We start from the raw sequence: 25638 nt of genomic DNA, 5'->3' as shown, positions 1-25638 counted from the left end.
CTCCACGCATCTCACGCAAAGGAAGCCGACCCCATGCTGCGCATCGCCGTCCCCAACAAGGGTTCCCTGTCAGGCCCTGCGTCGGCGATGCTGCATGAGGCCGGTTACCAGCAGCGCCGCGAGTCCAAGGAACTGCGGATCGTCGACCCGGAGAACGAGGTCGAGTTCTTCTACCTCCGCCCCCGCGACATCGCGATCTACGTCTCCTCCGGCCGCCTCGACATCGGCATCACCGGTGGAGACCTGCTCGTCGACTCCGGGGCCAACGCCGAGGAGATCCTCCCGCTCGGCTTCGCCCGCTCCACCTTCCGCTTCGCCGGCAAGCCCGGCACCGCGGCCGGAATCGAGGACCTGGCCGGTCTGACCGTGGCCACCTCGTACGAGGGGATCGTCGCCAAGCACCTCGCGGACCATGGCGTCGACGCCTCCGTCGTCCACCTCGACGGCGCCGTCGAGACCGCGATCGAACTCGGCGTCGCCGAGGTCATCGCGGACGTCGTCGAGACCGGCACCTCACTGCGCAACGCGGGCCTGGAGGTGTTCGGCGAGCCCATCATGAAGTCCGAGGCGATCGTCATCCGCCGGGTCGGAGCGGAGGCCGAGGAGCCCAAGGTCCAGCAGTTCCTGCGCCGTCTCCAGGGCGTCCTGGTGGCCCGGACCTACGTGATGATGGACTACGACTGCCGCGTCGAGCAGCTGGAGAAGGCCGTCGCCCTGACGCCCGGTCTGGAATCGCCGACCGTCTCCCCGCTGCACAACGAGGGCTGGGTCGCCGTCCGCGCGATGGTTCCTTCCAAGGAAGCCCAGCGGATCATGGACGATCTGTACGACATCGGCGCGCGGGCCATCCTGACCACGGCCATCCACGCCTGCCGTCTCTGAGACACGGCAAGCGACCGACACCGTGAGCGACAGGAACCGTACACCGATGCAGGATCCGCCCTCCGCAGCCGTACCGCCGGCGCTGCCCGCGCTGCCCGCGCTGCCCGTCACTTTCCGGCCGGGCCGTACCCGGGCCGTGCTGGCCACCGCCGGCGTCGCGATCTTCGTCGTCATCACGACGATCGCGCTGCTCCTGGAGACGCTCAGCCCCGGGGAGCGCCTCAGCTTCGTCCTCACCGGCGCGCTGCTCTCCTCCGTACTGCTGCTCCTGTCCCGGCCGAAGGTGGTCGCCGACGAGTCCGGGGTCACCGTCGTCAACATCGCGAGCAGGAGGCGCCTGGACTGGGCGGAGATCCTCCGGGTGAACCTCCGGCCGGGCGACCCCTGGGTGTTCCTCGACCTCAGCGACGGTACGAGTCTGCCCGTGCTCGGCATCCAGCCGGGCGTCGCCAAACAGCGTGCCATCGAGGACGCGCGCACCCTGCGGGCGCTCACCGAGGCGCGGTCCGCGGGTGCCCCCGAGCAAGATCAGGGCTGACTCAGGGCCGTCCACCCTGCCGCACAGGCCCATGTCTTGATTAATCTGTTGGCGGAGGCGTTTTTCGCGCGCCTCCGCCACTGATGTTCCCCCCGGTCTTCAGAGGCCCCCTGCTACCCGAGGAGTGACTCCCTCCAGCGATGGACGGATCGTCCTGTAGTACCTGCGCCGCCCCCTCCCGGCATATCGAGGCGGCGGCATCATGACCACCCCCCTGCTGCTCCTTGCCGCGGCCTTCCTGCTGATCCTGGCCAACGGGTTCTTCGTGGCGGCCGAGTTCGGCCTCGTCACGGTCGAGCGGCCGGACGCCGAGAAGGCCGCCGCCGAGGGCGACCGACGGGCCCGTACGGTCGTCGAGTCCCTCAAGGAGCTGTCCTTCCAGCTCTCCGGCACCCAGCTCGGCATCACCATCACCTCCCTCGTCGTCGGCATGCTCGCCGAGCCGGCGCTCGCGGAGCTGCTGAACGGCCCGTTCACCGCGATCGGCCTGCCCGAAGGGGCTGTCCCGAGCGTCTCGGTGATCGTCGGCATGCTGCTGGCCTCGGCCGTGCAGATGGTGATCGGCGAGCTCGTGCCCAAGAACTGGGCGGTCTCCAGGCCGCTGCAGGTCGCCCGCTTCGTGGCCGGCCCGCAGCACGCCTTCTCCCGTCTCTTCCGCCCGGTGATCGCCGGGCTCAACGCGGTGGCCAACCGCCTGGTCCGCGCCCTGGGCGTCGAACCCACCGCGGAACTGGCCTCGGCCCGCACCCCCGGCGAACTGGTCTCCCTGGCCCGGCACTCGGCCCAGGCAGGCACGCTGGAACAGGACACCGCGGACCTCTTCGTACGGACGCTGTCGCTGGGCGAGCTGACCGCGCAGCACGTGATGACCCCGCGCGTGCGGGTCAGCGCGCTGCAGTCGTCGGCCACCGCCGAGGACGTCGTCAACCTGACCCGGGCCACCGGCCTGTCCCGTTTTCCCGTCTACCGGGAGCGGATCGACGAGATCGTCGGCATGGCCCACCTCAAGGACGCCCTCGGGGTGCCGGCGGGGGACCGGCTGCGCACACCGGTCGGGCGGATCGCCCAATCACCGCTGCTGGTCCCCGAGACCCTCCCCGTGCAGCCGCTGCTCGAACTGCTGCGCAGCCAGCAGCCCATCGCCGTCGTCGTCGACGAGTACGGCGGTACGGCGGGCGTGGTCACCCTGGAGGACATCGTCGAGGAACTCGTCGGCGAGGTCCACGACGAGCACGACGACGTGCTCAACGAACCGACCGAACTGGCCGCCGCCCCGCCCGAGGACGGCCGCCCCGCCTGGGACGCCGACGGCAGCTGCCGTGTCGACATCCTCCAGCGCATAGGCCTCGACGTGCCGGAGGGGCCGTACGAGACGGTCGCCGGCCTCGTCGCCGATCTGCTGGGCCGGATCCCGGTCCCCGGCGACAGGGCCGAACTGCCGGGCTGGTGCCTGTCGGTCCGCCAGGTCGGCCACTACCGGGCCGAGCGGGTACGCCTGATCAAGACCCCGGACAACGCCGAGAACACGGACAGCGCGAAGCCGGCGGACCTCGCCGTGGAGGCGGCCCGATGAGCGTGCTCCAACTCCTCTTCGCCCTTCTCCTCGTGCTCGCCAACGGGTTCTTCGTGGGCGCCGAGTTCGCCCTCGTCTCCGTCCGCCGAAGCCAGATCGAACCGCTCGGCACGACGCGGGCCCGCCAGGTGCTGTACGGCCTGGAACGGCTGCCGCGGATGATGGCCGCCGCCCAGTTCGGCATCACCGTCTGCTCGCTGACCCTGGGCGCGGTCGCCGAACCGACCGTGGCCCATCTGCTGGAACCGGTCTTCGAGGCGGCCCACCTGCCCGAGGGCATGATCCACCCGCTGGGTTATGTCATCGCGCTCGCGGTGGTGGTCTTCCTCCACCTGGTCATCGGGGAGATGCTCCCGAAGAACCTGGCGATGGCGGCACCCGAGAAGACCGCCCTGTGGCTGAGCCCGGGCCTCGTCGCCTTCGCCCGTGTGTGCGGGCCGGTCACGGTGGGCCTTGGCGCCTGTGCCCGGCTCGTCCTGAAGCTCTTCCGTGTCGAGCCCAAGGACGAGGTCGAGGCCGTCTTCACCAGCGAACAGCTCAACCGCCTGGTGGAGGACGCCGGCCAGGCCGGGCTGCTCGACCCCGGCGAGCAGGAACGCCTGGAGGACGCGCTGGAACTCGGCTCCCGCCTGGTCACCGACGTCCTCCTCGACCGCGAGTCCCTGGTGACGGTGGGCCCGTCGGTCACCCCGGGCCAGGTCGTCGCCCTGACCGCCCGCACCGGCTACTCCCGCTTCCCGGTGGTGGCGGACAACGGCGCCTTCATGGGCTACCTGCACGTGAAGGACGTACTGGACCTGGAGGAGTCGGAACGGGCGGTGCCGCAGCACATCTGGCGCTCCATGACGACGCTGCGCTCGGGACTTCCGCTGGACGACGCGCTGACGGTGATGCGCCGGGCGGCGACGCACCTGGCCCAGGTGGCGGACGGTTCGGGCCGGGTGATCGGCCTGGTCGCGATGGAGGACGTACTGGAACTCCTGGTGGGCGAGGTACGCGACCCGGCCCACCGCCAGCCGCCACCGGTGGCGAAGGTGAAGGAGCCTCGGGCGGAGGCGCAGGAGGAGGCGCTGGCGAGTTGACGCTCCGCGGGCCGGAGTTCGCAGGCACCGCGCTGCGGGCACGCGTGCCGCTAGGGGCGGTGCCACGGGTGGGCGCAGGCGGCACCCCGTTGGCGCCGGGCTGCGCGACCACACCCCACCCCCGCACCGGTCCCCGGGCGCCGAACAAACAGGCGCCGGGGGACCGGTCTGGTCACAGGGCTGACGGATCCTGGGGCCCTCGCCCCGACAAGACCTCCCCGTACGCCTGCATGAGGTCCGGCAGCCGCAGAGTCGACAGGTCGTCCCGCGTCAGCATCCCCGGATACACCGACAGCCGCAGATCCCGATACGCACAGCTCTTCTCGTACAACGTCCGCAGGAACCGCCCGTTGCCCAGCTCGTCGATCCACCCCTGGTCCACCACGTGCCCGGCGATCGAGCGCAACTCGTCCAGCGCCTCCTCGTCCCACACGTCACCGTTCTCCGCCGCCAGCACCTCGCCGATGGAGGTGAGTTCGAGCGGACGGTACGAGGGAAAGTCGACGCGGGTCGTGAAGCGGGACGACAGTCCGGGGTTGGCGGTGAGGAGCCGGTCCATGCCCTCGGGATAGCCGGCCAGGATCACCACCAGGTGGTCCCGGTTGTCCTCGGCCCGCTTCAGCAGCACCTGCAGGGCCTCGTCGCCGTACGCGTCACCCTTGCCGTATCCGGAGTTGGAGAGCGAGTACGCCTCGTCGACGAACAGGACGCCCCCGATCGCGGAGTCGATCAGCTCGTTGGCCTTCACCGCGGTCTGGCCGAGATACTCGCCGACCAGGTCCGCCCGCTGCGCCTCCACCAGATGGTCGCCGCCGAGCAGCCCGAGCGCGTAGAACACCCGGCCGAGGATGCGTGCCACTGTCGTCTTGCCCGTTCCCGAGGGGCCCGAGAAGACGAAGTGCCGCTTCGGCGGCTGCACCGGCAGTCCCTGCCCCGCCCGCAGTCGCGCCATGTTCAACTGGGCGGAGAGCGCTTTCACCTGGCGCTTCACCGGTTCCAGGCCCACCATGCGCTCCAGCTGGGCCAGGGCCTCCTCCAGCAGTGCGGGGTCGGTCGGGCCGGTCGGCAGCGGCTGCACCGGAAGGGCGGCCTTCTCCCGCACCGAGTCGGTCGCCGACGGCAACGGGCTGCCGGGCGGCGGGAGTTCGGGCTCCGACAGCTTCAGGTCGCGGCCCTCGCCGCCGAAGAGGGGGTCGATGCCGTCCGGGCCCTCCAGCAGCTCCTGCCCGATCCCGGTGAGCGCGATCGCCGCGAGGTCGGCCGCCTCGTCGTACCCGTCGCCCTCGGAGATCGCGGCGAGCCGCGCCGACGTGTCCATGAAGGCGGCGTCCACGCGATGCACCGCCCGGTACAGGGGCAGGGCCGCCGCCGAGCGGCCCGTACCCTCGTGGGCCCGCGCCAGCCAGTACCGCAGCTCCTTGCGCTGCGGCTGCTCGCTGCGACAACGCATCAGCGCGGCCGACAGCAGTGGCTCCGCCTGCCCGTACATCTCCAGGCGCACCCGGGCCATGCCGCCGAACAGACCCGCCTCGATACCCAGCATGGCGTCGTTGATCAACGGGTCGGTGTGCCGGACCAGTTGCTCCCAGTCCTTGACGAGATAGGCCCGGCACGCGTGCAGGAAACGGACCTGGGGGTCGGTGTCCACCGGTGGCAGACCGGCCAACGCCCGGTCCAGCTCCGGCACATGGCGGCCGTCCAGCCAGTGCGAGGCGTGCGCGAGCAGCAGATCGCGCGGGCTTTCGAGCACGGGCTGCACCCACCAGCCCAGCCAGTACCAGGAGTTGAGGGTTCGGCGGTGCCGGGAACGCTGCTCCCCGAAACGCTCCCGGTGCCGGAACATCCGTAGCAGCGCGGTCGTCGTGTCCACGCGCAGCGCATGCAGTCCGAGCCAGCCGTCGGCCATCCCGGGATCCATCCGCACCGCGGTGCGGAACTCCTCCTCCGCCTGCGGATAGGCGCCCATCGTGTAGGCGTCCACACCTCGCAGCCAGGCGAGGTCGGCCGGGGCCTCGGGGCCCTGCGTGCCGAAGTCCATCACGTCCCCCACAAACCGTGCCCCCGATTGCCTCTCCGACGGGCCGGTGCCCGTCGGCAGCTTGGTCGAACCACTGCGCCGCGGACGGGAGTTGCAACGGTGCGCAGAGCAGCCGTCCGAGTCGCACCGAGGGCATCGTACCTGCGCTTCACCTGCCCGCAGCAGGGTGCCGCACGGGCCGTTTGACGAGGTGGGAGCAGATGGGGCGCACGCGGCGCGGTCACCGAGGGTGAACAGATCGCACCTCGGAGCGGCCGTGAAAACGGTCCGCGGGCAGAACGAAGCCCCCGATCACGGGGGAACAACCGGGGGCTTCGCGACTGCGGGCGGCCACGGACGGCCGCGCATTGAGAACGTAAGTCCTGTACGGCCCACCGGTCAAGCGGAGTTGAAGCACTCCGAAGAGTTGCGCGGCAAGGGTCTTCACAAGTTCAGCACACAGCGGACGGACCGTCACGGTGAGTGAGATCCTGGTCCGATCCAGCGGCCCCGGCGGGCCCCGGGAGCACCTCGTACCCCTTGGCGCACTGCCGCACCAATGTGTCGGCGAACGGACGGGAGGGGTCCGCGGCGAAGTGACGCCGCTCCGCGTCGACCCACCCGGCCCAGAACTCGCTCTGTTCCGCCCCGTCCCGCGACCGCCCGCGCGCCCAGGCCTCCTCGACGGCCAGCTCCATCCACAACAGCCGCGCCAGGAACGGCCGTAGCGCACGCCGGCCGGCGCCGACCCCCTCCAGCAGGATCACGGGCGCGGCCGACAGGGTCCGGGGCGGGCCGAAGTGCCGGGACGCCCAGTCGTAGGGAGCGTAGGAGGCGCTCTCGCCGCGCCGCAGTGGCTCGATCACCTGATCGACCAGGCGTCGCGTCCACTCGAACAGTTCGTCGTGGGTGGCGATGTCGTCGAGGTGCAGCACGGGCGCCCCGTCGAGAGCGGCGGCCAGTCGTCCGGCGAACGTGGTCTTCCCGGACCCCGCGTGTCCGTCGACGGCGATCAGCCGGACCGGACCGCAGGAGGGCGGCAGTCGGCGCAGGGTGCGTGCGAGGTCGTGGATGACGGTTCCCGGAGGACGATGGGATTCGGACATATTGCCAGGCCCCATCCTAGGGAACGGCAGGACACCACGGCCGTCGGCACCCCAGGTCACGCCAATGGTCGAGACCAAAATCGCTGGGCGTGGCACGGCCCCGAGTGCTGGCCGGAGCGGTCGTCGGCGGCCATAGTGGGCGCACAGCCGTGCACTGTCCCGCCCGCCTCGGACACCTGGGGGTCACCCGCCCATGAGCAGAGCCGAAGAGCCGTCCCGCAGAACAGTCCTCGCCGCGGCGGTCGCCGCCGCCGTCGCGGGCAGCACCGGCCAGGCTGCCGCCGGCACCACGGACGTGACCGGCCACGAGGCAGCGGCCGACGCGGCCCGATCCGTCGACAACCGAGCCTGGACCTCGTCCGCGGACTGGTGCGCGGGCACGGCCAAGGGCACCCGTGTGGTCGCCGGCGCGCGGCCCGGCGTCGAGATCGGTGCTCCGGTCGGCACGGTCGACTACACCGATCCGCACACCGGTACGACCGCGGCCTGGGAGTACGCGACCTGGACGTCCCCCGTGCACCGGCTCACGGTGCCCGCCACCGAGGTCATCGCCACCTGGAACGCGCGTACCCCGGCCGGGACCTGGCTCCAGGTGGAGCTGGCCGGCACGTACTCCGACGGCACCGCCACACCCTGGTACGTCATGGGCCGCTGGGCCTCCGGCGACCAGGACATCAGGCGAACCTCCGTCGACGGCCAGACCGACGACAGGAGCACCGTCTGGACCGACACCTTCGCCATCGACGACCCGGCCACGGGCCTGCGCCTGGCCTCCTACCGGCTGCGCCTGACCCTCCACCGCAGGCCCGGCGGCACCGCCACGCCCACGGTCTGGCGGCTCGGCGCGATGGGGTCCGACGTCCCGGACCGCTTCACGGTCCCCGCCTCGACGCCCGGACAGGCCGGGGAGCTGATCGTCCCGCGCTACTCGCAGGAGATCCACACCGGCCAGTACCCCGAGTACGACAACGGCGGTGAGGCCTGGTGCAGCCCCACCTCCTCACAGATGATCATCGAGTACTGGGGGCGGAAGCCCACCGCGGCCCAACTGGCCTGGGTCGACCCGGCCTACGCCGACCCGCAGGTGTGCCACGCGGCCCGCTTCACCTACGACTTCCAGTACGGCGGCTGCGGCAACTGGCCCTTCAACGCGGCCTACGCGGCGACCTACAAGGACCTCCAGGGCGTGGTCACCCGGCTCGGCTCGCTCACCGACCTGGAGACGCTGATCGCGGCCGGTATCCCGGCCATAACGTCCCAGTCGTTCCTCAAGACCGAGCTGACGGGGGCGGGTTACGGCACCTCCGGCCATCTGATGACGGTGATCGGCTTCACGGCCGACGGCGACGTGATCGCCAACGACCCGTTCTCGGCGACCAACGAGGCCGTACGCCGGGTCTATCCGCGGCGCGAGTTCGAGAACATCTGGCTGCGGACCAAGCGCTACAACGCCAGTGGCAAGGTCGTGTCCGGCACCGGCGGCGTCTGCTACCTGTACTTCCCGGCGCGGCCGACCACCGCCCAGCTCGCCGCGCTCGCGGCGGTGGGCGTGCGCTGAGCGGAGGAGCGCACGACGGTGCGAGGCGGTCCCCGGGAGACCGGGGGCTGTCCGTTATCCGGCGGGATGTGACCAACGTCTCTGCCGCGAAAGCCCCGATGAATGGCAAGGTGGACAGAACGGTGGGGGGAGTCCATCGCACACCGACCTCAGTGAGATGCCATGACCGCGAGCACTGCCGCAGCCCCCGCCCGCACCCGTACCGGCGGTCCCCGGGAGGACGGTCCGAAGATCTTCGAGCACGTCATGGGCTGGACGTTCGTGGTCGTGCTCGCCATGCTGGTAGCCCAGATCGGCCTGATCTGATCGGTGCGATCCGCCACGAACCGGGCGCCCGCCCTGTCGATCGGAGTCGAACGTGCAGGTGGCTCGGGTCTGCCATACTTCGGATGTCCCGCCCGCAGTTGGAGACCAGGGCCCCGAATTGAACAGTAGTCGACAGCCTGCCACCGAACGCCCGCGGGCGCGCGGCACCGACCGCTCTCTGGCGCGACGCGCCGAACTCATCGCCATCGGACGCAAGTTGTTCGCCGACAGGTCGTACGACGCACTGTCGATGGACGACATCGCACGGCAGGCGCAGGTCGCCAAAGGGCTGATCTACTACTACTTCCAGTCCAAGCGCGGCTACTACCTCGCCATCGTCGAGGACTCGGTCGCCGACCTGGTCACCTTCGCGTCCAGCGGTCACGCCCACGCACCCGTGAACCGGGTGCACCGCACCATGGACGCCTACCTGCGCTTCGCCGAGCACAACCAGGCCGCCTACCGCACGATCGTCAGCGGCGGCGTCGGCTTCGACGCCGAGGTGCAGGCGATCCGGGACGGGGTGCGCGAGGTGATCGTCGCGACCATCGCCGAAGGCGCGTACGGCAGACAGGACATCGGCCCGCTGGCCCGCATGGGCCTGTTCGGCTGGGTGTGCAGCGTGGAGGGCGCCACCCTCGACTGGATCGACCGGCCCCAGCTCTCCCGCGACATCATGCGCGAACTCCTCGTGAAGATGCTGGGCGGCGCCATGCGCGCCATCGAGGAACTCGACCCGGCGTATGTGACACCCGAGCCTGCCCGCCGGGACAACTGACGGCAGAGGGGCGAAGGCTCGTGGCCCCCGCCCCCAACCGCCCTCCGGGTGCGCCTACTTGATCGCCCTGATCAGCTCACCGTTCGAGGTGTCGCCGCTCAGTTCCCAGAAGAACGTGCCGCCCAGCCCCTGCTGGTTCTTGTACGCCATCTTCGTCCCGATGGTCGCCGGGGTGTCGTAACTCCACCAGTCGCTCCCGCACTTGGCGTACGCGGTCCCGCCGACGGTGCCGGTCGCGGGGCACGTCGACTTGAGCACCTTGTAGTCCTCGAAGCCCGCCTCGTACGTACCCGCGGCGGGACCGGTCGCTGTCCCGCCGGGTGCCGACCGTGTGACGCCGGTCCAGCCGCGCCCGTAGAAGCCGATGCCGAGCAGCAGCTTCGAGGCCGGGATGCCGAGACCCCTGAGCTTCGCGATGGTCGCCGAGGTGTGGTTGCCGGCCTGGGGGATGCCGGAGTACGAGTTCAGTGCCGAGTGCGGTGCCGTGGGCCCGGTCGCGGCCCAGGCGCCGAAGTAGTCGTACGTCATCGGGTTGTACCAGTCGACGTACTCGGCCGCGCCCGCGTAGTCCGCCGCGTCGATCCTGCCGCCGGCGCTGGCGTCGGCCGTGATCGCCGCCGTGACCAGGCTGCCGGAGCCGAACCGCGCCCGCATCGCCGCCATCACGTTCCTGAAGGCCGCCCTGCCGCTGGTGTCGCAGGTGTCGCCGCAGGCGTTCGGGTACTCCCAGTCGATGTCGATGCCGTCGAACACGTCGGCCCACCGGGAGTTCTCGACCAGGTCGTAGCAGGACTTGGCGAACGCCGCCGGGTTCTGCGCGGCCTCGCCGAAACCGCTCGACCAGGTCCAACCGCCGAACGACCAGAGGACTTTGAGCTTCGGGTGCTTCTTCTTCAGCTCGCGCAGCTGGTTGAAGTTGCCGCGCAACGGCTGGCTCGCGGTGTCGGCGACCCCGTCCACCGACTCGGCGGCGGTGTACGCCCGGCCGGTCGCGGCTTCGGCGTCGCCCATCGCACACCTGCCGCCGGTGACGTTGCCGAAGGCGTAGTTGATGTGGGTCAGCCGGGCGGCCGAGCCGGATGTCCCGATGTTCTTGACGTAGTACTCGCGATCGTATGTGCCCCACTCGGTGAAGTAGCCGACGACCTTGGAGCCGGCGGCCTTCGGGACGGACTGCGCGGCGGCCTCGGAGGCTGTCTGCGCGGCGGTCGCGGTGCCCGCGCCGGCCAGGAGCCCGGCGCCGAGAACGGCACAACACGCCGCGGACACAAGGGCCTTGAAACGGAGGTGGGGGAGATGCGGTCGGTGCATGGAGCTGTCACCTCGGGGGGAGGGGAACGTGGGGGAGGTGGTGCCGGGAACCGAGGGCACAGTAGGAGGACTAGACCAGTGCGGTCAATGGTTCGGACCAATTTCCGGTCGAGTCCGATGCTCCGAGGTGTGATCGAATAAACGCTCGTTAACCAGTGACGCGGTGCCGCCGATCGGGCATACTCGCAGCTCCACAGCCGTTCGCCGACCGCTTCCGTGACCCGGAAGGGCCAGCATCGGCCGTGACCAGTGAGACCGGCGGACGCCACCCTACTCAGGCGCGCGTGTGCCGTCGCGCCCGACAGGGAGGAGAGCGTAGACATGCCCGACCACGCCCCGCAGCCGGTGGACCGTCAACTGCCCACGGACGAGGCCCGGGACCTGATCTCGCTCGTCCGTGACATCGCCGAGCGCGAGATCGCCCCGAAGGCGGCCGAGGAGGAGGACGCCGGCCGTTTCCCGCGCGAAGTCTTCGCGCTGCTCTCGGAGTCGGGGCTGCTCGGCCTCCCGTACTCCTCCGACCACGGCGGCGGCGACCAGCCCTACGAGGTCTATCTCCAGGTTCTGGAAGAACTCGCCGCGGCCCGTCTCACCGTCGGACTCGGCGCCAGCGTGCACACCCTGTCCTGCCACGCCCTCGCGAGCTACGGCACCAAGGAGCAGCAGGCCGAACACCTCCCCGCGATGCTCGGCGGCGGCCTCCTCGGTGCGTACTGCCTCTCCGAACCCGCGTCCGGCTCCGACGCCGCCTCCCTGAGTACGAAGGCGGTCCGGGAGGGCGACAACTGGGTGCTCACCGGGACCAAGGCCTGGATCACACACGGGGGCATCGCCGACTTCTACACGGTCATGGCGCGCACCGGCGAGGAGGGCCCACGCGGAATCACCGCTTTCCTCGCCCCGGGCGATGCCGCCGGGCTGGGTGCGGCAGCGCCGGAACGGAAGATGGGTCTCAAGGGCTCGCCCACCGCGCAGATCAACTTCGACGGGGTCCGGCTGGACGGCAGCCGGCGCATCGGCGAGGAGGGGCAGGGCTTCGCGATCGCCCTGTCCGCGCTCGACTCCGGACGCCTCGGTATCGCGGCCTGTGCGATCGGCCTGGCCCAGGCGGCACTTGACGAGGCGGTCGGCTATGCGACCGGACGTCGGCAGTTCGGGCGGCCGATCTCCGACTTCCAGGGTCTGCGCTTCCTGCTCGCCGACATGGCCACGCAGATCGAGGCGGGCCGGGCGCTGTACCTCGCGGCGGCGCGGCTGCGCGACGCGGGCCGGCCGTTCGCCAAGCAGGCCGCCATGGCCAAACTCCTGTGCACCGACACGGCGATGAAGGTCACGACAGACGCGGTCCAGGTGCTCGGCGGCTACGGCTACACCGCGGATTTCCCGGTGGAGCGTTATATGCGCGAGGCCAAGGTCCTGCAGATCGTCGAGGGCACCAACCAGATCCAGCGGATGGTCATCGCCCGTCATCTGGCGGGCCCGGAGACGCGCTGAACGGGTCGATCACGATCCCGAGCCCGAGCGGCGGCGCCGCGAGCCTGACCCACTCCGGGTCGTAGCGCCCCGGCAGGGTGCGGCCATCGTCGGCCCATGTGCGCAGCAGGGCGCGGTAGATGGGCGGGTCGGACGGGGCAGGTGGGTTCGGCCGGCCCTGGTTCGGCAGGCCCCGCTGAACCGATTCTGCCGGGCTGTGGTCGTAGAACTGGCGCGGGCGTCCCGGCGCCGCGTACACGGGGGTCGTCATGCCAGGGCAACGCGGTGACGGTCGATCAGGTCACCGCGTGCCGGATTCGGCCCTGCGTTCGCGACGCCACACGCGCGCACTGGACCCGCACCACGGCAGCCTGCGTGCGCCGTGGTGCGGACGGTTCAGGAGGTACGAGCGAATGTGCTCAGGCGGCGTGGCGACGCAGCGCGGGGACCCGCATCGGGCGTGAGGCCGGGCCGCCGACGTGCGAGAAGGGCTGGGTCCGCCAGTCGAGCCCCTGAGGGAGCGTCAACAGCAGGGCGGTGTGCTGCTCCTGGAGCTCCGCCGACTCGTCCGCGGGCCGGGCGTCGGCCGCCGCGCGGCCCGTACCGGCGCAGACCGTGAGCCCGAACGGGTTCCACGGAGACGCGCACAGTGCGTGCTCCGGAAGGATCTCCTCGTCCGCGAGCAGCGCGATGGGCTGTGTGCAGTCCGGGCAGATCACCCGGAGCATCTCGAAGGTGTCGTCATCGTCGAGTTCCTCGATGCCGAGCGCGTCGGGTTCGACGCCCTCCGGCTCGGGTTCGACGACCAACTGGGGCCTCTTGGGCGCGGTGCGACCAGGGCGCTTAAGACTCTGCATGGGTAACTCCCCCTCGGGCTGGGCCGACCAGGCAACTGCGGCCTCGGCCACAGCAAGCACTTCCCGCCCCGTCTCGGCGGTAATCACGAGACCATCACGGAGCATGTTCGAGGGCTGTGGTGTTCGTCACATGCTGTCCGTAGGTGCCCGTGGCGATGCCTTTGTCCCCTGTCCGGCCCACAGCGCACCATCAGCCACATCACGAACAGGGCATGACCTGCACCGCTCAGGTATCGGAGGAGATCAACCGCACTGTAGGTTCAGCGCCATGGAGGAGCTGGACCGACAGATCGTGCAGCTGCTCGTCAAGGACGGGCGGATGAGCTACACCGACCTGGGCAAGGCCACGGGCCTGTCCACGTCTGCCGTGCATCAGCGGGTGCGCCGGCTGGAACAGCGCGGCGTCATCCGCGGCTACGCCGCGGTCGTGGACCCGGAGGCCGTGGGGCTGCCCATGACGGCTTTCATCTCGGTGAAACCCTTCGACCCCAGCGCCCCGGACGACATCGCGGAACGCCTCCGGGACGTCCCGGAACTCGAGGCGTGCCACAGCGTGGCGGGCGAGGAGAACTACATCCTCAAGGTCCGTGTCGCCACCCCCCACGAGCTGGAGGAGCTGCTGGCCAGGGTGCGCACTCTCGCGGGCGTCTCGACCCGCACGACGGTGGTCCTGTCCACACCGTACGAGGCGAGACCACCGAAGATCTGAGGCCGCTCAGCCGCGTTCTGGGGCCCGGTGGTGACGCCCCAGGTGCAGGTCCGCCGGGCACCCGCGAGAAACTGTCCCCATGAGTGAACGCCCGGCACCCCCCGACACCGTCCTCCTCCGGGGAGGCGAAGTCCACAGTCCCGCCGACCCCTTCGCGACCGCGATGCTCGTCGAGCGCGGGCGCATCGCCTGGGTCGGCTCGGAAGGCGCCGCAGACGCCTTCACGGGCCCGGCGGACGAGGTGATCGACCTCGACGGCGCCCTGGTCACCCCGGCGTTCACCGACGCACACGTGCACACCACCGCCACCGGCCTCGCGCTGACCGGCCTCGACCTGTCCGACGCCCCCTCCCTGGACGCGGCCCTCACCCTCGTACGCGCGTTCGCCGCCGCCCGCCCCGCCGACCGCGTCCTCCTCGGCCACGGCTGGGACGCAGCCCGCTGGCCCGGCGGCCGTCCGCCGACCCGCGCCGAGCTGGACGAGGCAACCGGCGGACGCCCGCTGTACCTCAGCCGCATCGACGTCCACTCGGCGGTCGTGACGACGGCACTGCTCGACCTGGTCAGGGGTGACACCGTCCGCCCCGACGCCCCGCTGACCGGCGACGCCCACCACGCGGTCCGGGCCGCGGCCCTGGGCGCGGTCACCCCGGGGCAGCGCGCCGAGGCCCAGCGGGCAGCCCTCGCGCGTGCCGCCTCGCTCGGCATCGGCTCCGTCCACGAGTGCGGGGGACCGGAGATCTCCTCGGAGGACGACTTCACCGGCCTGCTGCGCCTCGCCGCCGAGGAGCCGGGCCCCCGCGTGGTCGGCTACTGGGCCGAACAGGATGTCGAGAAGGCCCGCGCCCTGGGTGCGATCGGTGCCGCCGGCGACCTGTTCGTCGACGGTGCTCTCGGTTCGCACACCGCCTGCCTGCACGAGCCGTACAGCGACCGGGCCGGCCACACGGGCACCGCCTACCTGGACACCGCCGCCGTCGCCGCCCATGTCGTCGCCTGTACGGAGGCGGGCCTCCAGGCGGGCTTCCACGCCATCGGGGACGCCGCCGTGGCCTCCGTGGTCGACGGCGTGCGCGCTGCCTCCGAGAAGGTCGGCCCGGCCCGGGTCCGAGCCGCCCGGCACCGTGTCGAACACGCCGAGATGCTCACGCCCGAGACGATCGCCGCCTTCGCCGAGCTGGGCCTCACCGCTTCCGTGCAGCCCGCCTTCGACGCCTTGTGGGGCGGTGAGGACGGCATGTACGCCCAGCGCCTGGGCGGCGACCGAGCGCGTGCCCTGAACCCCTTCGCGGCCCTCCTGAAGGCCGGCGTGCCGCTTGCCCTGGGCTCGGACAGCCCCGTCACCCCGCTCGACCCCTGGGGCACGGTCCGCGCCGCGGCCTTCCACCGCACCCCGGAACACCGCGTCTCGGTCCGCGCGGCGTTCACTGCCCATACCCGAGGCGGCTGGCGGGCCGTCGGGCGCGACGACGCGGGCGTCCTGGTGCCGGGCGCGCCCGCGGACTACGCCGTCTGGCGCACCGACGCCCTCGTGGTCCAGGCCCCCGACGGCCGGGTCGCCCGCTGGTCCACCGACCCCCGTTCCGGCACCCCCGGCCTGCCCGATCTCACCCCGGGCACGGACCTCCCCGTATGCCTGCGCACGGTGGTGGGCGGATGGACGGTGTTCGTACGGCCGGGCGAGTGATCTCCCGGGGTGGCGCGGTACGGATCGGCGGCCGAAACGCTGTCGCGCGACCTGCGCATCCTCGGCGTTGACCAGGCGATTGAGGAAAGAACCGCAGTTCAAACAGCTGTTGACAGCCGACGGCAGCCGGCCGGTAGGTTCGGCCGGGTCCACCACCGGACGCCCGACCGGGGAACCTCCGCGCAGTCGCCGCAGCGCCGCTGGGTCAGGGATGGTGTGCCGCACCGGCGCACCACCACTGGCAGCCAGGCTCAGCGCCCGCGCCACGGCGCCGGAACGTTCCACCCGGTCGGCAAGGTGTGACCCGGGTGGGGCCCGGACGTCCAGTAGACAACGGCTTTCGGTCGACCCGCAGCCAGCGGGTCCCAGGCCGGCCCGAAGGGCGCCGGGCCCCGATCCGCAGCGTGCGCAAGGTGACGAAGCGGACCCCCTTGCTCGGCTCTTGCCGAATAGACACCCCCGTACGCACGTGCTGACACGTCGGCGCAGGCTGCGGCCACTATGGTGGACCTCTGCGTACGGACTTGAAGGGGCAGCAGTGAACGACGGCGACGGGACCCTCGCGGCAGAAGCCCAGGGGCGGCGGTTCGGCCCGCTCGGCACGGCCTTGGCGATCATTCCGACCTACAACGAGGCGGAGAACATCAAGAAGATCGTCGGCCGGGTGCGCGAGGCGGTCCCTGACGTCCACGTTCTCGTGGCGGACGACAACAGCCCCGACGGCACCGGCAAGCTCGCGGACGAGCTGGCCGCCGAGGACGACCAGGTCCAGGTCCTGCACCGCAAGGGCAAGGAGGGCCTCGGCGCCGCCTACCTCGCGGGCTTCCGGTGGGGAATGGACAACGGCTACGGCGTCCTGATCGAGATGGACGCCGACGGCTCGCACCAGCCCGAGGAACTGCCCCGTCTGCTGACCGCCCTCAAGGGCGCCGACCTGGTCCTCGGCTCCCGCTGGGTGCCCGGCGGCCGGGTGGTCAACTGGCCCAAGTCCCGTGAGTTCATCTCCCGCGGCGGCAGCCTCTACTCCCGGGTCCTGCTCGACGTACCCATCCGGGACGTCACCGGGGGCTACCGGGCCTTCCGCCGCGAGACCCTCGAAGGCCTCGGCCTGGACGAGGTCGCCTCGCAGGGCTACTGCTTCCAGGTCGACCTGGCCCGCCGCGCGATCCGGGCCGGCTACCACGTGGTCGAGGTGCCCATCACCTTCGTCGAGCGCGAGTACGGCGACTCCAAGATGAGCCGCGACATCCTGGTCGAGGCGCTGTGGCGGGTCACGACGTGGGGCGTGGGTGAGCGGGTGAACCGGGCCCGCGGCAGGACCTGGAAGCCGTAGCGGTCCCTCCGGGTATGCCCGTACGACGTCACAGGCCCTGTTGATCGTCCTCTTATCCTGTGCTGAGCCCGGCCCAGGCACACTGGACCCATGACGACTGGCGCACCGACCCCCACCCACTCCGCCCGGCCGCGGCGTTCCCGGCTGCGCACTTTCCTGCCGCTGGGCATCGCCGCCTGGCTGGTGCTGGAGATCTGGCTGCTGTCCGTGGTCGCCGGCGCGGCGAGCGGGTTCGCGGTCTTCCTGCTCCTGGTGGCCGGTTTCGTGCTCGGCTCCGTGGTCATCAAGCGGGCGGGCCGCCGGGCCTTCCGCAACCTCACTCAGACGCTCCAACAGCAGCAGGGGGGCATGCCGGCCACGGGCACGGCCGCCCGCCCCGGCGGCAGCGAGGGCAACGGCCTACTGATGCTCGGCGGTCTGCTGCTGATGCTGCCCGGCCTGATCTCGGACGCGGTGGGTTTGCTCCTGCTGGTCCCCCCGATCCAGAAGGCGATCAGCCGCTACGCGGAGCGCACCTTCGAACGCAAACTGAGGGAGGCGACCCCGGGCACCCTGGGCGACGCCTTCCAGCAGGCGAGGATCCGCCGCCCGGACGGCAAGGTGGTCCAGGGCGAGGTCATTCGCGAGGACCGGGCGGGCGGGACCGCGGGGGAGCGGCGCCCGCCGCTGACCGGCTGACGCCCGGCTCCGCACGCGACAGGCCCGCGCCGAAGAGGCGCGGGCCTGTCGCGTTCACCCGCCGCGCCGGCCGCAGCCCCTGGGTCGCCGGCCCCGGAAAACGCAAAACCGCAGGCACCGTACGCGAACCACACGTACGGCACCCGCGGTGTCACGCGTGCGTTGTATGCCGCCCAGCCCCGGAGGGACTACGCGGACTTGCGGCTGTCCCGCGGATGTACCGCGATGTTCATCGCTCCGGAGCGGAGTACGGCCAGTCGCTCCTCAAGGACCTCTTCGAGTTCCTCTCGGGTGCGCCGCTCCATCAGCATGTCCCAATGCGTACGCGCGGGCTTGGCCTTCTTCTCCTCAGGGCCGTCGCCGTCCACGAGGAGTGCCTGGGCCCCGCAGACCTTGCACTCCCACTCCGGCGGAATCTCCGCCTCGACCGAGAAGGGCATCTCAAACCGATGCCCCTTCTCGCATGCGTACTCCACGGCCTGGCGCGGGGCCAGGTCGATGCCGCGGTCCGTCTCGTAGCTGGTCACCACGAGGCGCGTGCCGCGAAGAGCTCGCTCACTCATGAATCGTGCCTCCCGGGCTTGTCGCCCACAGGACAGGTGTCGCTGTCGTCGTCATCCGGTCAACGTCCGGTCGGCGGTAAAGATTCCCGTCCCGTGTCCCGTTTCGGGGTTATGCGTCGCCGTCGTAGCTGTCCCTTGTTGTACCCACCAGTGCCCGGTTTGTCACATCTGCAAGCAGATATCACCCAGCGTTTCGTCACCTTTGACGCGCAGTAACGGTACGCCTGGCAGGCCAACGGCGTACACTACCGCTCTTTTGCCGCGGATGCTAAATCCTTTCGGGAACGGGATTGCCCGCGTCGCGGATCGCCCGCCCCACCGGAACCCGGGCCAGCAGCGCGAACCCGAGGACGAAGAAGACCACGAGCGAGATGATCGCGTCCCGGTAACTTCCGGTCAGCTGGTAGGTGATCCCGAACAGAAGCGGGCCGAGCCAGCTCATACCGCGGTCGCTCATCTCGTACGCCGAGAAGTATTCGGCCTCTTTGCCGGGCGGTACCAGATGCGAGAACAGGGACCTGGACAGAGCCTGGCTGCCGCCGAGGACCAGGCCGATGCCGGCGGCCAGCACGAAGAACCACGCCGGTGCGCCGGCCGGCAGGAAGTACCCCGCCGCCAGCGTCACCGTCCAGGCCACCAGCGAGCCGAGAATCGTCCGCTTGGCCCCGTACACGCGGGCCAGCCGGCCCATCCCCAGGGCGCCGACCACCGCCAGCACCTGCACCAGCAGCACCGCTCCGATGAGGGTGGACTGGCCGAGCCCGAGTTCCTCCGAGCCGTACACCGAGGCCTGGGAGATCACGGTCTGGATGCCGTCGTTGTAGACGAGGTAGGCGAGCAGGAAGGAGAGGGTGAGCGGGTGACGGCGCATGTCGCGGACCGTCGCCGCGAGCTGCCGCAGGCCCCGGGCGGTGGCCTCCTTCGTGGCGCCCTCCTCCTTGGCGGCCCGGCGGTCGCGGAGCCTGCGCAGCGGTACGAGGGTGAAGGCGCCCCACCACAGGCCGGCCGAGGCCAGACAGACGCGGACGGCCATGCCCTCCGAGAGGCCGAAGGAGTCGTGGGCCGTGTACAGCACCAGGTTGACGACGAGGACCAGTGAGCCCGCCGCGTAGCCGAACGCCCAGCCGCGCGAGGAGACCGCGTCGCGCTCCGCGACCGTGGCGATCTGGGGGAGGTAGGAGTTGTAGAGCATCATCGACACGGACTGGGCGGCGTTGGCGACGATCAGCAGCAGCCCGCCCAGCAGATATCGGTCGCCGTCGAGGAAGAACATGCCGGCCGTGGCCGTGGCGCCCACATAGGCGGCGGCTCCCAGGAGGGGCTTCTTGCGGCCGGTGCGGTCGGCGGCGGCGCCCACCAGGGGCATGACCAGCACCGCCACGATGACCGACAGGGACACCGAGTACGCGAAGAACGAGCCCGCGCGGACCGGTATGCCCAGCGGATGCACGAACCCGTCCGCGTCCGCCGCCTGCTCGGCGACCGAGGTCAGATAGGGGCCCAGGAACACGGTGAGGACGCTCGTCGAGTAGACGGAGCACGCCCAGTCGTAGAAGTACCAGCCCCGCTGCTCGCGGCGGCGCCCGGCTGCCTCGTCGGCCGCCTCGTCCCGCACGGTGTCGGTGCCCACCAGTGCCCCTCGCTTCCCCGTGAAGTGATGCGCACGGGGAGTCAGAACCAGGTGCCCCGGTCCTCCAGAACCTTGCGCAGTGTGTCGATGTGATCGGTCATGATGCCATCGACTCCCAGGTCCAGGAGCCGGTGCATGCGATCGGGATCGTTGACCGTCCACACGTGGACGTGCAGCCCGCGCGCGTGGGCGGTGCGCACGAAGCTCCGGTCGACCACAGGAATGCCCGACTGCGACTCCGGCACCTGTGCGGCGACCGCGGACCGACGCACCCCCGCGGGCACGCCCCATGAGCGCAGCCGCAGATTGAGGACGCCCCGGACGCCGTACGAGGTCGCCAGACGGGGACCGGCGAACCGCTGGGCGCGCACCACGCGCGCCTCGGAGAAGGAACCGACGCAGATACGGTCCCAGCAGCCGGTGCGCTCGATCAGGTCCAGGAGCGGGCGCAGGGCCGGCTCGGCCTTGACGTCGACGTTCCAGCGAGCCTCGGGGAAGGCTTCGAGCAGGTCTTCGAAGAGGGGTATCGGTTCACTGCCCGCCACGCGCGCGTGCCGTACTTCGGACCAGGGGAGGTCCGCGATCAGGCCGCCGCCGTCCGTCACCCGGTCCAGTGTCGAGTCGTGGAAGGCGACGAGTTTTCCGTCCGCCGTGCGGTGCACGTCGGTCTCCAGGTAGCGGTAGCCCGTCTCGACCGCCCGCCGGAACTGGAACATCGTGTTCTCCAGCCCGTCCGCCGCCCCGCCCCGGTGGGCGAAGGGAATCGGGCCGGGATGGTCGAGGTAGGGATGACGTATCCGCGTGGTCACGGTCGCAGTATCGCCTCTCCCGGTTGACCGGCGGCAACGGCCGAGCTGCCGCCCGATGCCGCCGGGACGGCGAACACACGCAGGAACAGCTGGGCCAGCGGTCCGATCGCCACCGCGTACGCCACCGTACCGATCCCCACCGTGCCGCCCAGGACGAAGCCCGTCGCCACCACCGCCACCTCGATCGCCGTACGGACGAGCCGGATCGAGCGGCCGGTGAGCCGGTGGAGGCCGGTCATCAGACCGTCGCGCGGGCCCGGGCCGAAGATCGCCGCGATGTACAGGCCGGTGGCCACACCGTTGAGGACGATGCCCGCCACCAGGAGGGGGACGCGGGCGGCGAGGGCGTGCGCGTCGGGGACCAGGGCGAGGGTGCCGTCCATGGCGAGGCCGACGACGAAGACGTTCGAGACCGTGCCGAGCCCCGGACGCTGCCGCAGCGGTATCCACAGGAGCAGTACGGCGGCGCCCACGAAGATCGACACGACACCGATGGTCAGCCCGGTCAGTTCGGCCAGCCCCTGGTGGAGCACGCCCCAGGGCTCCAGGCCGAGCCCCGACTCGACGAGCAGGGCGGAGCTCGCGCCGTACAGCGCGAGACCGGCGTAGAGCTGGATCAACCGTCGGCCGAGACGGTCCGGCGCCGACAACGAACTCACGAGCTGCCCCTGTGGTGGTAGTGGCCTGGCACATGACACCCTGTGGCTTGGTGTCGAAGCGTATCCATGGCCAATTCGAGGAAGGTGGACTGATCCGCATGGTGCAGTGGACTTCGGCGGTGGGTACCGCGCAGCTCGCCCGGCTGCTCACCTCCCAGCAGGACCGCCCCGCGGGTCCCGGCACCCGCCGCCCGCCCGCCTACCGCTCCCTCGCCGACGGCATCCGCCTGCTGGTGCTGGAAGGCCGGGTGCCGGTCGCCGCCCGCCTCCCCGCCGAACGGGAACTGGCCCTCTCCCTCTCCGTCAGCCGGACCACGGTCGCCGCCGCCTACGAGGCGCTGCGCGCCGAGGGCTTCCTGGAATCCAGGCGCGGCGCGGGCAGCTGGACCGCCGTACCCGCCGGTAACCCCCTTCCCGCGCGCGGGCTCGAACCCCTGCCTCCCGAAGCACTCGGCTCGGTGATCGACCTCGGTACGGCGGCCCTGCCCGCGCCCGAACCCTGGCTCACCCGCGCCGTCCAGGGCGCCCTGGAGGAACTGCCCCCGTACGCGCACACGCACGGCGACTACCCGGCCGGGCTGCCCGCGCTGCGCGCGATGATCGCCGAGCGCTACACCGCGCGCGGGATCCCCACCATGCCCGAACAGATCATGGTGACGACCGGCGCGATGGGCGCCATCGACGCGATCTGTCATCTGTTCTCCGGCCGGGGCGAGCGCATCGCCGTGGAGTCGCCCTCGTATGCCAACATCCTTCAGCTCATGCGGGAGGCGGGCGCCAGGCTCGTGCCCGTCGCGATGGCCGAGGGGCTCGCCGGCTGGGACCTGGACCGCTGGCGCCAGGTGCTGCGCGAGGCCGCGCCCCGGATCGCCTACGTCGTCGCCGACTTCCACAACCCCACCGGCGCGCTCGCCGACGAGGACCAGCGACGACAACTCGTCGACGCGGCCCGCTCGGCGGGCACGGTGCTCGTCGCCGACGAGACGATGACCGAACTGTGGCTCGACCCGGACGTCGAGATGCCACGCCAGGTGTGCGGGTTCGACCCCGCCGGGTCGACGGTCATCACCGTGGGCTCCGCCAGCAAGGCATTCTGGGCCGGGATGCGCATCGGCTGGGTGCGGGCCGCTCCGGACGTGATCCGCAGCCTCGTCGCCGCGCGTGCCTACGCTGACCTGGGCACGCCCGTACTCGAACAGCTGGCCATCAACTGGTTGCTGAGCACGGGTGGTTGGGAACAGGCGGTCGAGATGCGGCGTGAACAGGCCCGGGACAACAGGGACGCCCTGGTCGCGGCGGTACGACGGGAGCTGCCGGACTGGGAGTTCACGGTGCCCAGGGGCGGACTCACGTTGTGGGTCCGTACGGGTGGGCTGTCGGGGTCACGGCTGGCTGAGGTGGGGGAGCGGGTGGGGGTGCGTGTGCCGTCGGGACCGCGGTTCGGGGTCGACGGTGCCTTCGAGGGGTATGTGCGGTTGCCGTTCACCGTGAAAGGAGCGGTGGCCGACGAGGCGGCTGCCCGTTTGGCAGCCGCGGCGCGGATCGTGGCGAGTGGGGGATCCGGGGGAGCCGAGTCCCCCCGTACTTTCGTGGCGTGAGCGGTGGGCGCGGCTAGCTAGGCCACCGGCTCCTGTTCCTGCTTCACGAGTGCCTGAGCCGACCGCGGCGGCAACAGCTCCAGCACCGCCTGGCGCTGTACGTCGCTCGTCGCGTCGTCGTGGGGGTCCGGGGTGGCCGGGACCTGGAGGCGGTGCACCGGGCCCGTGCCCAGGCGGGCGTAGCCGCGGCCCGGGGGCATGGCCGGGGCCGGTGTGGTGTGCGGGGGCGCGCCCAGGACCGCTTCCAGCTGAGTGGAGGACGCGGGCCCGAGGACGACACGCGCGCGTGTGTGCTGGCGTACGGCTTCGCTCAGGGTGTCCGCGCTGTCGAACTGTTCCGCCACCACGACGGTGACGTTCGCCGCCCGGCCGTGCCGCAGGGGGACCTGGAGCAGGGACTGGGGGTCGGGGCGGCCGTCGGCGGCGGCCAGGTGGGCGAGGGCCCCGGGGCGGTCGAGGAGGAGCCAGAGCGGGCGTCGGATGTCGTCCGGGAGCGGCTGACCGGCCTGCCGGGCGTGGTTGGCCGCGATCAGACGCCGTTCCGTTTCGTGCCTGGCCCATTCGAGGCTCGCAACGGCGCCGGCCGCGGCGCACTCGACGGCCAGCACGCCGTCCCGGCCGGTCAGGCACGCGTACTCGCCGGTGCCGCTGCCGTCGACGATCAGGATGTCGCCGTACTGGAGGGCCTGGAGGGCGATCGAACGCAGGAGCGTCGTGGTGCCGCTGCCCGGCTCGCCCACCACCAGGAGGTGCGGTTCGGTGGAGCGGAAACCCGTGCGCCAGACGACCGGCGGGACGTCACGCTGCTCCTCGCCGTGGCTGAGGGGGAGCGTGCGCTGCACCTGGGTGGGGTCAGTGAAGCCGAGCACCGTCTCGCCCGGGGACGTGACGAAACGCTGCGCGGCGATATCGGTGGGCAGTGGCGGCAGGACGGTGACCGCGAGCTGGTTGCCCTCCTCGTCCCACGCGAAGTGGTACTCGCGGCCCCGGCCCGACTTGGCGCGCAGCAACTGCTCGATCCGCGCGCGGGAGTCGGCCTCGCCGTCGGTGAAGTACGCCGGGTAGCGCACCACCAGGTGCGAGACGCGGCCGGTGCCGTCGAACTCGTACACGGGGAAGGTCTTCTCCCAGTCCCCGCCATGGGCGTAGAGGGGAGCGGGGTCGTCGGGGGTGGAGAAGTAGGGGACCAGCGCTTCGTACAGGGACTGGAGGCGCTGGGTCTGGGACTCGTCGGGGCCCTCGGGCTCCGCCGGAGCGCGGTCCCGGCCGTGCCAGGCCGCTGCCGCCATCACCGAGATGACGGCGAGCAGCGGGCCGTACGGCACGAGGGCCACGACCAGGACCACCGAGGCCGCCAGGAACAGCAGCGACCCGCGCCTGTCCTTGGGCGTGTCCGCCCACCTGCGCCGCCCGGCCGCGGCCAGTCGGCGAAGACCCCGGCTGATCGTGATCAGCGGGTGGAGGACGTCGGTGGCGCTGTCCGCGGCGGTCCGGGCCAGCTCCCGGCTCCGGGCGATCTGTGCGCTGCCGTTGCTCAGGATGCGGGGGAGGGGGCGCCGGGCCACTGCTGTCTCCTGGGTGCGTGTGGGCGGTACGGGCGTCAGAACTTGATTCCGCCGAGCAGGCTCGCCAGGCTCTCGCCGCCGGCCTTGATGCTCGGTGCGATGGCGGTGCTCGCGAGGTAGAAGCCGAACAGCGCGGCGACGAAGGCGTGCGAGCCCTTGAGCCCGTCCTTCTTGAAGAAGAGGAAGACGATGATGCCGAGCAGAACGACGCCTGAGATGGAGAGGATCATGAGGATCTCCTGGTGTGGTGGGGACAGTCACCATGAGTTCTTCCAGGATCACCGCATGTATCCATACGATAAAAGGTGCAATCAGGTGAATTTCGGCGTATTTCACTCGCGCGGCCTACCTGTTTGGTGTCATCCGGGCGGGCTGATCTTTGCTGCTGAGGTGTCGGGTCATGCGCCTGTTAAGCCAGTACTCTGGCGATTCACCCGTACGGTTGTAACGAGAGGCGGTCCGGCCGATGAGTGAAGCTGCCGACCCCGAGGTCGTGGAGCTGGCGACCAAGATCTTCGATCTGGCCCGGCAGGGGCAGACCGAGACGCTCGTCGGGTACGTCGACGCGGGTGTACCGGCCGACCTCACCAACGACCGCGGGGACTCCCTGGTGATGCTCGCCGCCTATCACGGCCACGCCGACGCGGTCCGGGCGCTCCTCGCGCGCGGTGCCGACGGGGACCGGGTCAACGACCGGGGTCAGACGCCACTCGCCGGGGCCGTTTTCAAGGGTGCGCAGGACGTCATCCAGGCACTCCTGGAGGGCGGTGCCAATCCGGCCGCGGGTATGCCGTCGGCCCTCGACACCGCCCGGATGTTCGGCAAGACGGAACTGCTGGAGCTGTTCGGCGCACACTGAGCCGTACGCACCGACCAGCTGGGACAAGGAAAACGGGGGAGGCGGAACGGGGCCGCCGGAAATACGG

General features: G+C 71.0%; 25 protein-coding genes. 14 read left to right on the top strand and 11 right to left on the bottom strand.

The genetic code is table 11. The features are described from left to right. Nucleotides 1–33: 33 nt before the first annotated feature. From hisG to IEY89_RS05715, 4 genes are all read left to right on the top strand, one after another. Entirely contained in the window at nt 34–882 is an 849-nt protein-coding gene (gene hisG, locus IEY89_RS05730; protein WP_164314947.1) for an ATP phosphoribosyltransferase, read from the top strand. Between the two features lie 46 nt (nt 883–928). After that, a complete protein-coding gene (locus IEY89_RS05725; protein WP_189146169.1) occupies nt 929–1420 on the top strand; it encodes a PH domain-containing protein in 492 nt (163 codons plus the stop codon). A gap of 202 nt (nt 1421–1622) precedes the next feature. Then, on the top strand, nt 1623–2993 hold the full coding sequence (locus IEY89_RS05720; RefSeq protein WP_189146168.1) for a hemolysin family protein: 1371 nt from the start codon (nt 1623–1625) through the stop codon (nt 2991–2993). Beyond that, entirely contained in the window at nt 2990–4075 is a 1086-nt protein-coding gene (locus IEY89_RS05715; RefSeq protein WP_189146167.1) for a hemolysin family protein, read from the top strand. Before IEY89_RS05720 ends, IEY89_RS05715 begins: the two co-directional genes overlap by 4 nt. Nucleotides 4076–4247: 172 nt before the next feature. Here the strand turns inward: IEY89_RS05715 and IEY89_RS05710 are convergent, their stop codons facing one another. Further along, entirely contained in the window at nt 4248–6113 is a 1866-nt protein-coding gene (locus IEY89_RS05710; RefSeq protein ID WP_189146166.1) for an AAA family ATPase, read from the bottom strand. A gap of 431 nt (nt 6114–6544) precedes the next feature. Next, nucleotides 6545–7198, bottom strand: a complete 654-nt coding sequence (locus IEY89_RS05705; protein WP_189146165.1) for a uridine kinase family protein — start codon at nt 7196–7198, stop codon at nt 6545–6547. 193 nt (nt 7199–7391) lie between these two features. Here IEY89_RS05705 and IEY89_RS05700 point away from each other — a divergent pair, with 193 nt between their 5' ends. The 3 genes from IEY89_RS05700 to IEY89_RS05690 all read left to right on the top strand — a co-directional run bounded on the left by IEY89_RS05700 (nt 7392) and on the right by IEY89_RS05690 (nt 9840). Then, nucleotides 7392–8756: a C39 family peptidase gene (locus IEY89_RS05700; RefSeq protein ID WP_189146164.1), complete on the top strand. Its 1365-nt coding sequence runs from the start codon at nt 7392–7394 to the stop codon at nt 8754–8756. Between the two features lie 162 nt (nt 8757–8918). Continuing rightward, entirely contained in the window at nt 8919–9062 is a 144-nt protein-coding gene (locus IEY89_RS05695; RefSeq protein ID WP_189146163.1) for an SCO1431 family membrane protein, read from the top strand. 118 nt (nt 9063–9180) lie between these two features. After that, on the top strand, nt 9181–9840 hold the full coding sequence (locus IEY89_RS05690) for a TetR/AcrR family transcriptional regulator (protein WP_189146162.1): 660 nt from the start codon (nt 9181–9183) through the stop codon (nt 9838–9840). Nucleotides 9841–9894: 54 nt separating this feature from the next. Here the strand turns inward: IEY89_RS05690 and IEY89_RS05685 are convergent, their stop codons facing one another. Then, nucleotides 9895–11151 (bottom strand): glycoside hydrolase family 18 protein, encoded by a 1257-nt coding sequence (locus tag IEY89_RS05685; RefSeq protein ID WP_189146161.1) that lies wholly within the window; start codon nt 11149–11151, stop codon nt 9895–9897. Nucleotides 11152–11472: 321 nt separating this feature from the next. Between IEY89_RS05685 and IEY89_RS05680 the strand changes: the two genes are divergently transcribed. Continuing rightward, entirely contained in the window at nt 11473–12645 is a 1173-nt protein-coding gene (locus IEY89_RS05680; protein WP_189146160.1) for an acyl-CoA dehydrogenase family protein, read from the top strand. On the opposite strand, the gene IEY89_RS05675 is transcribed toward IEY89_RS05680, so the two are convergent. Both IEY89_RS05675 and IEY89_RS05670 read right to left on the bottom strand, forming a co-directional pair. After that, nucleotides 12608–12895: a hypothetical protein gene (locus IEY89_RS05675; protein WP_229695068.1), complete on the bottom strand. Its 288-nt coding sequence runs from the start codon at nt 12893–12895 to the stop codon at nt 12608–12610. The two genes, IEY89_RS05680 and IEY89_RS05675, sit on opposite strands and share 38 nt — an antisense overlap. Before the next feature lie 148 nt (nt 12896–13043). Next, nucleotides 13044–13481 (bottom strand): hypothetical protein, encoded by a 438-nt coding sequence (locus IEY89_RS05670; protein ID WP_189146159.1) that lies wholly within the window; start codon nt 13479–13481, stop codon nt 13044–13046. Between the two features lie 268 nt (nt 13482–13749). Here IEY89_RS05670 and IEY89_RS05665 point away from each other — a divergent pair, with 268 nt between their 5' ends. The 4 genes from IEY89_RS05665 (at nt 13750) to fxsA (ending at nt 17888) form a co-directional block, all read left to right on the top strand. Continuing rightward, the gene (locus tag IEY89_RS05665) at nt 13750–14190 is read left to right on the top strand and encodes an Lrp/AsnC family transcriptional regulator (protein WP_053740313.1); all 441 of its coding nucleotides are present in this window, start codon (nt 13750–13752) and stop codon (nt 14188–14190) included. A 79-nt stretch (nt 14191–14269) separates the two neighbouring features. Next, a complete protein-coding gene (locus tag IEY89_RS05660; protein ID WP_189146158.1) occupies nt 14270–15877 on the top strand; it encodes an amidohydrolase in 1608 nt (535 codons plus the stop codon). Nucleotides 15878–16415: 538 nt separating this feature from the next. Next, nucleotides 16416–17210, top strand: coding sequence for a polyprenol monophosphomannose synthase (locus tag IEY89_RS05655; RefSeq protein ID WP_189146157.1), 795 nt, complete (start codon nt 16416–16418; stop codon nt 17208–17210). 90 nt (nt 17211–17300) lie between these two features. Continuing rightward, nucleotides 17301–17888 carry an FxsA family membrane protein gene (gene fxsA / locus IEY89_RS05650; protein ID WP_189146156.1) on the top strand — a complete coding sequence of 196 codons (588 nt, stop codon included), beginning with the start codon at nt 17301–17303 and terminating at the stop codon, nt 17886–17888. Nucleotides 17889–18076: 188 nt separating this feature from the next. Here the strand turns inward: fxsA and IEY89_RS05645 are convergent, their stop codons facing one another. The 4 genes from IEY89_RS05645 to yczE all read right to left on the bottom strand — a co-directional run bounded on the left by IEY89_RS05645 (nt 18077) and on the right by yczE (nt 21540). After that, nucleotides 18077–18451 carry an RNA polymerase-binding protein RbpA gene (locus IEY89_RS05645; RefSeq protein WP_003977404.1) on the bottom strand — a complete coding sequence of 125 codons (375 nt, stop codon included), beginning with the start codon at nt 18449–18451 and terminating at the stop codon, nt 18077–18079. Nucleotides 18452–18719: 268 nt separating this feature from the next. Next, complete coding sequence (locus tag IEY89_RS05640) at nt 18720–20081, bottom strand: MFS transporter (protein ID WP_189146155.1); 1362 nt, start codon at nt 20079–20081, stop codon at nt 18720–18722. Between the two features lie 41 nt (nt 20082–20122). Continuing rightward, nucleotides 20123–20890 (bottom strand): glycerophosphodiester phosphodiesterase family protein, encoded by a 768-nt coding sequence (locus IEY89_RS05635; RefSeq protein ID WP_189146154.1) that lies wholly within the window; start codon nt 20888–20890, stop codon nt 20123–20125. Further along, nucleotides 20887–21540 (bottom strand): membrane protein YczE, encoded by a 654-nt coding sequence (gene yczE / locus IEY89_RS05630; protein WP_189146480.1) that lies wholly within the window; start codon nt 21538–21540, stop codon nt 20887–20889. The genes IEY89_RS05635 and yczE overlap by 4 nt, the downstream gene beginning before the upstream one ends. 107 nt (nt 21541–21647) lie before the next feature. Here yczE and IEY89_RS05625 point away from each other — a divergent pair, with 107 nt between their 5' ends. Next, nucleotides 21648–23147: an SCO1417 family PLP biosynthesis transcription factor gene (locus tag IEY89_RS05625; protein WP_189146153.1), complete on the top strand. Its 1500-nt coding sequence runs from the start codon at nt 21648–21650 to the stop codon at nt 23145–23147. A gap of 17 nt (nt 23148–23164) precedes the next feature. On the opposite strand, the gene IEY89_RS05620 is transcribed toward IEY89_RS05625, so the two are convergent. Together IEY89_RS05620 and IEY89_RS05615 are read right to left on the bottom strand one after the other, a co-directional pair. Further along, nucleotides 23165–24712: an ATP-binding protein gene (locus tag IEY89_RS05620; RefSeq protein WP_189146152.1), complete on the bottom strand. Its 1548-nt coding sequence runs from the start codon at nt 24710–24712 to the stop codon at nt 23165–23167. A 35-nt stretch (nt 24713–24747) separates the two neighbouring features. Continuing rightward, the gene (locus IEY89_RS05615; protein ID WP_189146151.1) at nt 24748–24942 is read right to left on the bottom strand and encodes a hypothetical protein; all 195 of its coding nucleotides are present in this window, start codon (nt 24940–24942) and stop codon (nt 24748–24750) included. 236 nt (nt 24943–25178) lie between these two features. Here IEY89_RS05615 and IEY89_RS05610 point away from each other — a divergent pair, with 236 nt between their 5' ends. Further along, a complete protein-coding gene (locus IEY89_RS05610) occupies nt 25179–25571 on the top strand; it encodes an ankyrin repeat domain-containing protein (protein ID WP_189146150.1) in 393 nt (130 codons plus the stop codon). The last annotated feature ends 67 nt before the right edge of the window (nt 25572–25638 follow it).

It is taken from the genome of Streptomyces lacrimifluminis (assembly GCF_014646095.1).
GTDB lineage: Bacteria > Actinomycetota > Actinomycetes > Streptomycetales > Streptomycetaceae > Streptomyces > Streptomyces lacrimifluminis.
The sequence above is the reverse complement of the archived record's forward strand: the minus strand, read 5'-3'. Positions and strand labels throughout refer to the sequence as shown.

Excerpts from the sequence above, each read along its gene's own strand:
- IEY89_RS05670 (WP_189146159.1), bottom strand. The coding sequence starts at position 13,481 with ATGCAGAGTCTTAAGCGCCCTGGTCGCACCGCGCCCAAGAGGCCCCAG.
- IEY89_RS05720 (WP_189146168.1), top strand. The coding sequence starts at position 1,623 with ATGACCACCCCCCTGCTGCTCCTTGCCGCGGCCTTCCTGCTGATCCTG.
- IEY89_RS05645 (WP_003977404.1), bottom strand. The coding sequence starts at position 18,451 with ATGAGTGAGCGAGCTCTTCGCGGCACGCGCCTCGTGGTGACCAGCTAC.
- IEY89_RS05725 (WP_189146169.1), top strand. The coding sequence starts at position 929 with ATGCAGGATCCGCCCTCCGCAGCCGTACCGCCGGCGCTGCCCGCGCTG.
- IEY89_RS05625 (WP_189146153.1), top strand. The coding sequence starts at position 21,648 with ATGGTGCAGTGGACTTCGGCGGTGGGTACCGCGCAGCTCGCCCGGCTG.
- IEY89_RS05695 (WP_189146163.1), top strand. The coding sequence starts at position 8,919 with ATGACCGCGAGCACTGCCGCAGCCCCCGCCCGCACCCGTACCGGCGGT.
- IEY89_RS05615 (WP_189146151.1), bottom strand. The coding sequence starts at position 24,942 with ATGATCCTCTCCATCTCAGGCGTCGTTCTGCTCGGCATCATCGTCTTC.
- IEY89_RS05680 (WP_189146160.1), top strand. The coding sequence starts at position 11,473 with ATGCCCGACCACGCCCCGCAGCCGGTGGACCGTCAACTGCCCACGGAC.
- hisG (WP_164314947.1), top strand. The coding sequence starts at position 34 with ATGCTGCGCATCGCCGTCCCCAACAAGGGTTCCCTGTCAGGCCCTGCG.
- IEY89_RS05710 (WP_189146166.1), bottom strand. The coding sequence starts at position 6,113 with ATGGACTTCGGCACGCAGGGCCCCGAGGCCCCGGCCGACCTCGCCTGG.
- IEY89_RS05610 (WP_189146150.1), top strand. The coding sequence starts at position 25,179 with ATGAGTGAAGCTGCCGACCCCGAGGTCGTGGAGCTGGCGACCAAGATC.
- fxsA (WP_189146156.1), top strand. The coding sequence starts at position 17,301 with ATGACGACTGGCGCACCGACCCCCACCCACTCCGCCCGGCCGCGGCGT.
- IEY89_RS05705 (WP_189146165.1), bottom strand. The coding sequence starts at position 7,198 with ATGTCCGAATCCCATCGTCCTCCGGGAACCGTCATCCACGACCTCGCA.
- IEY89_RS05665 (WP_053740313.1), top strand. The coding sequence starts at position 13,750 with ATGGAGGAGCTGGACCGACAGATCGTGCAGCTGCTCGTCAAGGACGGG.
- IEY89_RS05660 (WP_189146158.1), top strand. The coding sequence starts at position 14,270 with ATGAGTGAACGCCCGGCACCCCCCGACACCGTCCTCCTCCGGGGAGGC.
- IEY89_RS05685 (WP_189146161.1), bottom strand. The coding sequence starts at position 11,151 with ATGCACCGACCGCATCTCCCCCACCTCCGTTTCAAGGCCCTTGTGTCC.
- IEY89_RS05700 (WP_189146164.1), top strand. The coding sequence starts at position 7,392 with ATGAGCAGAGCCGAAGAGCCGTCCCGCAGAACAGTCCTCGCCGCGGCG.
- IEY89_RS05715 (WP_189146167.1), top strand. The coding sequence starts at position 2,990 with ATGAGCGTGCTCCAACTCCTCTTCGCCCTTCTCCTCGTGCTCGCCAAC.
- IEY89_RS05675 (WP_229695068.1), bottom strand. The coding sequence starts at position 12,895 with ATGACGACCCCCGTGTACGCGGCGCCGGGACGCCCGCGCCAGTTCTAC.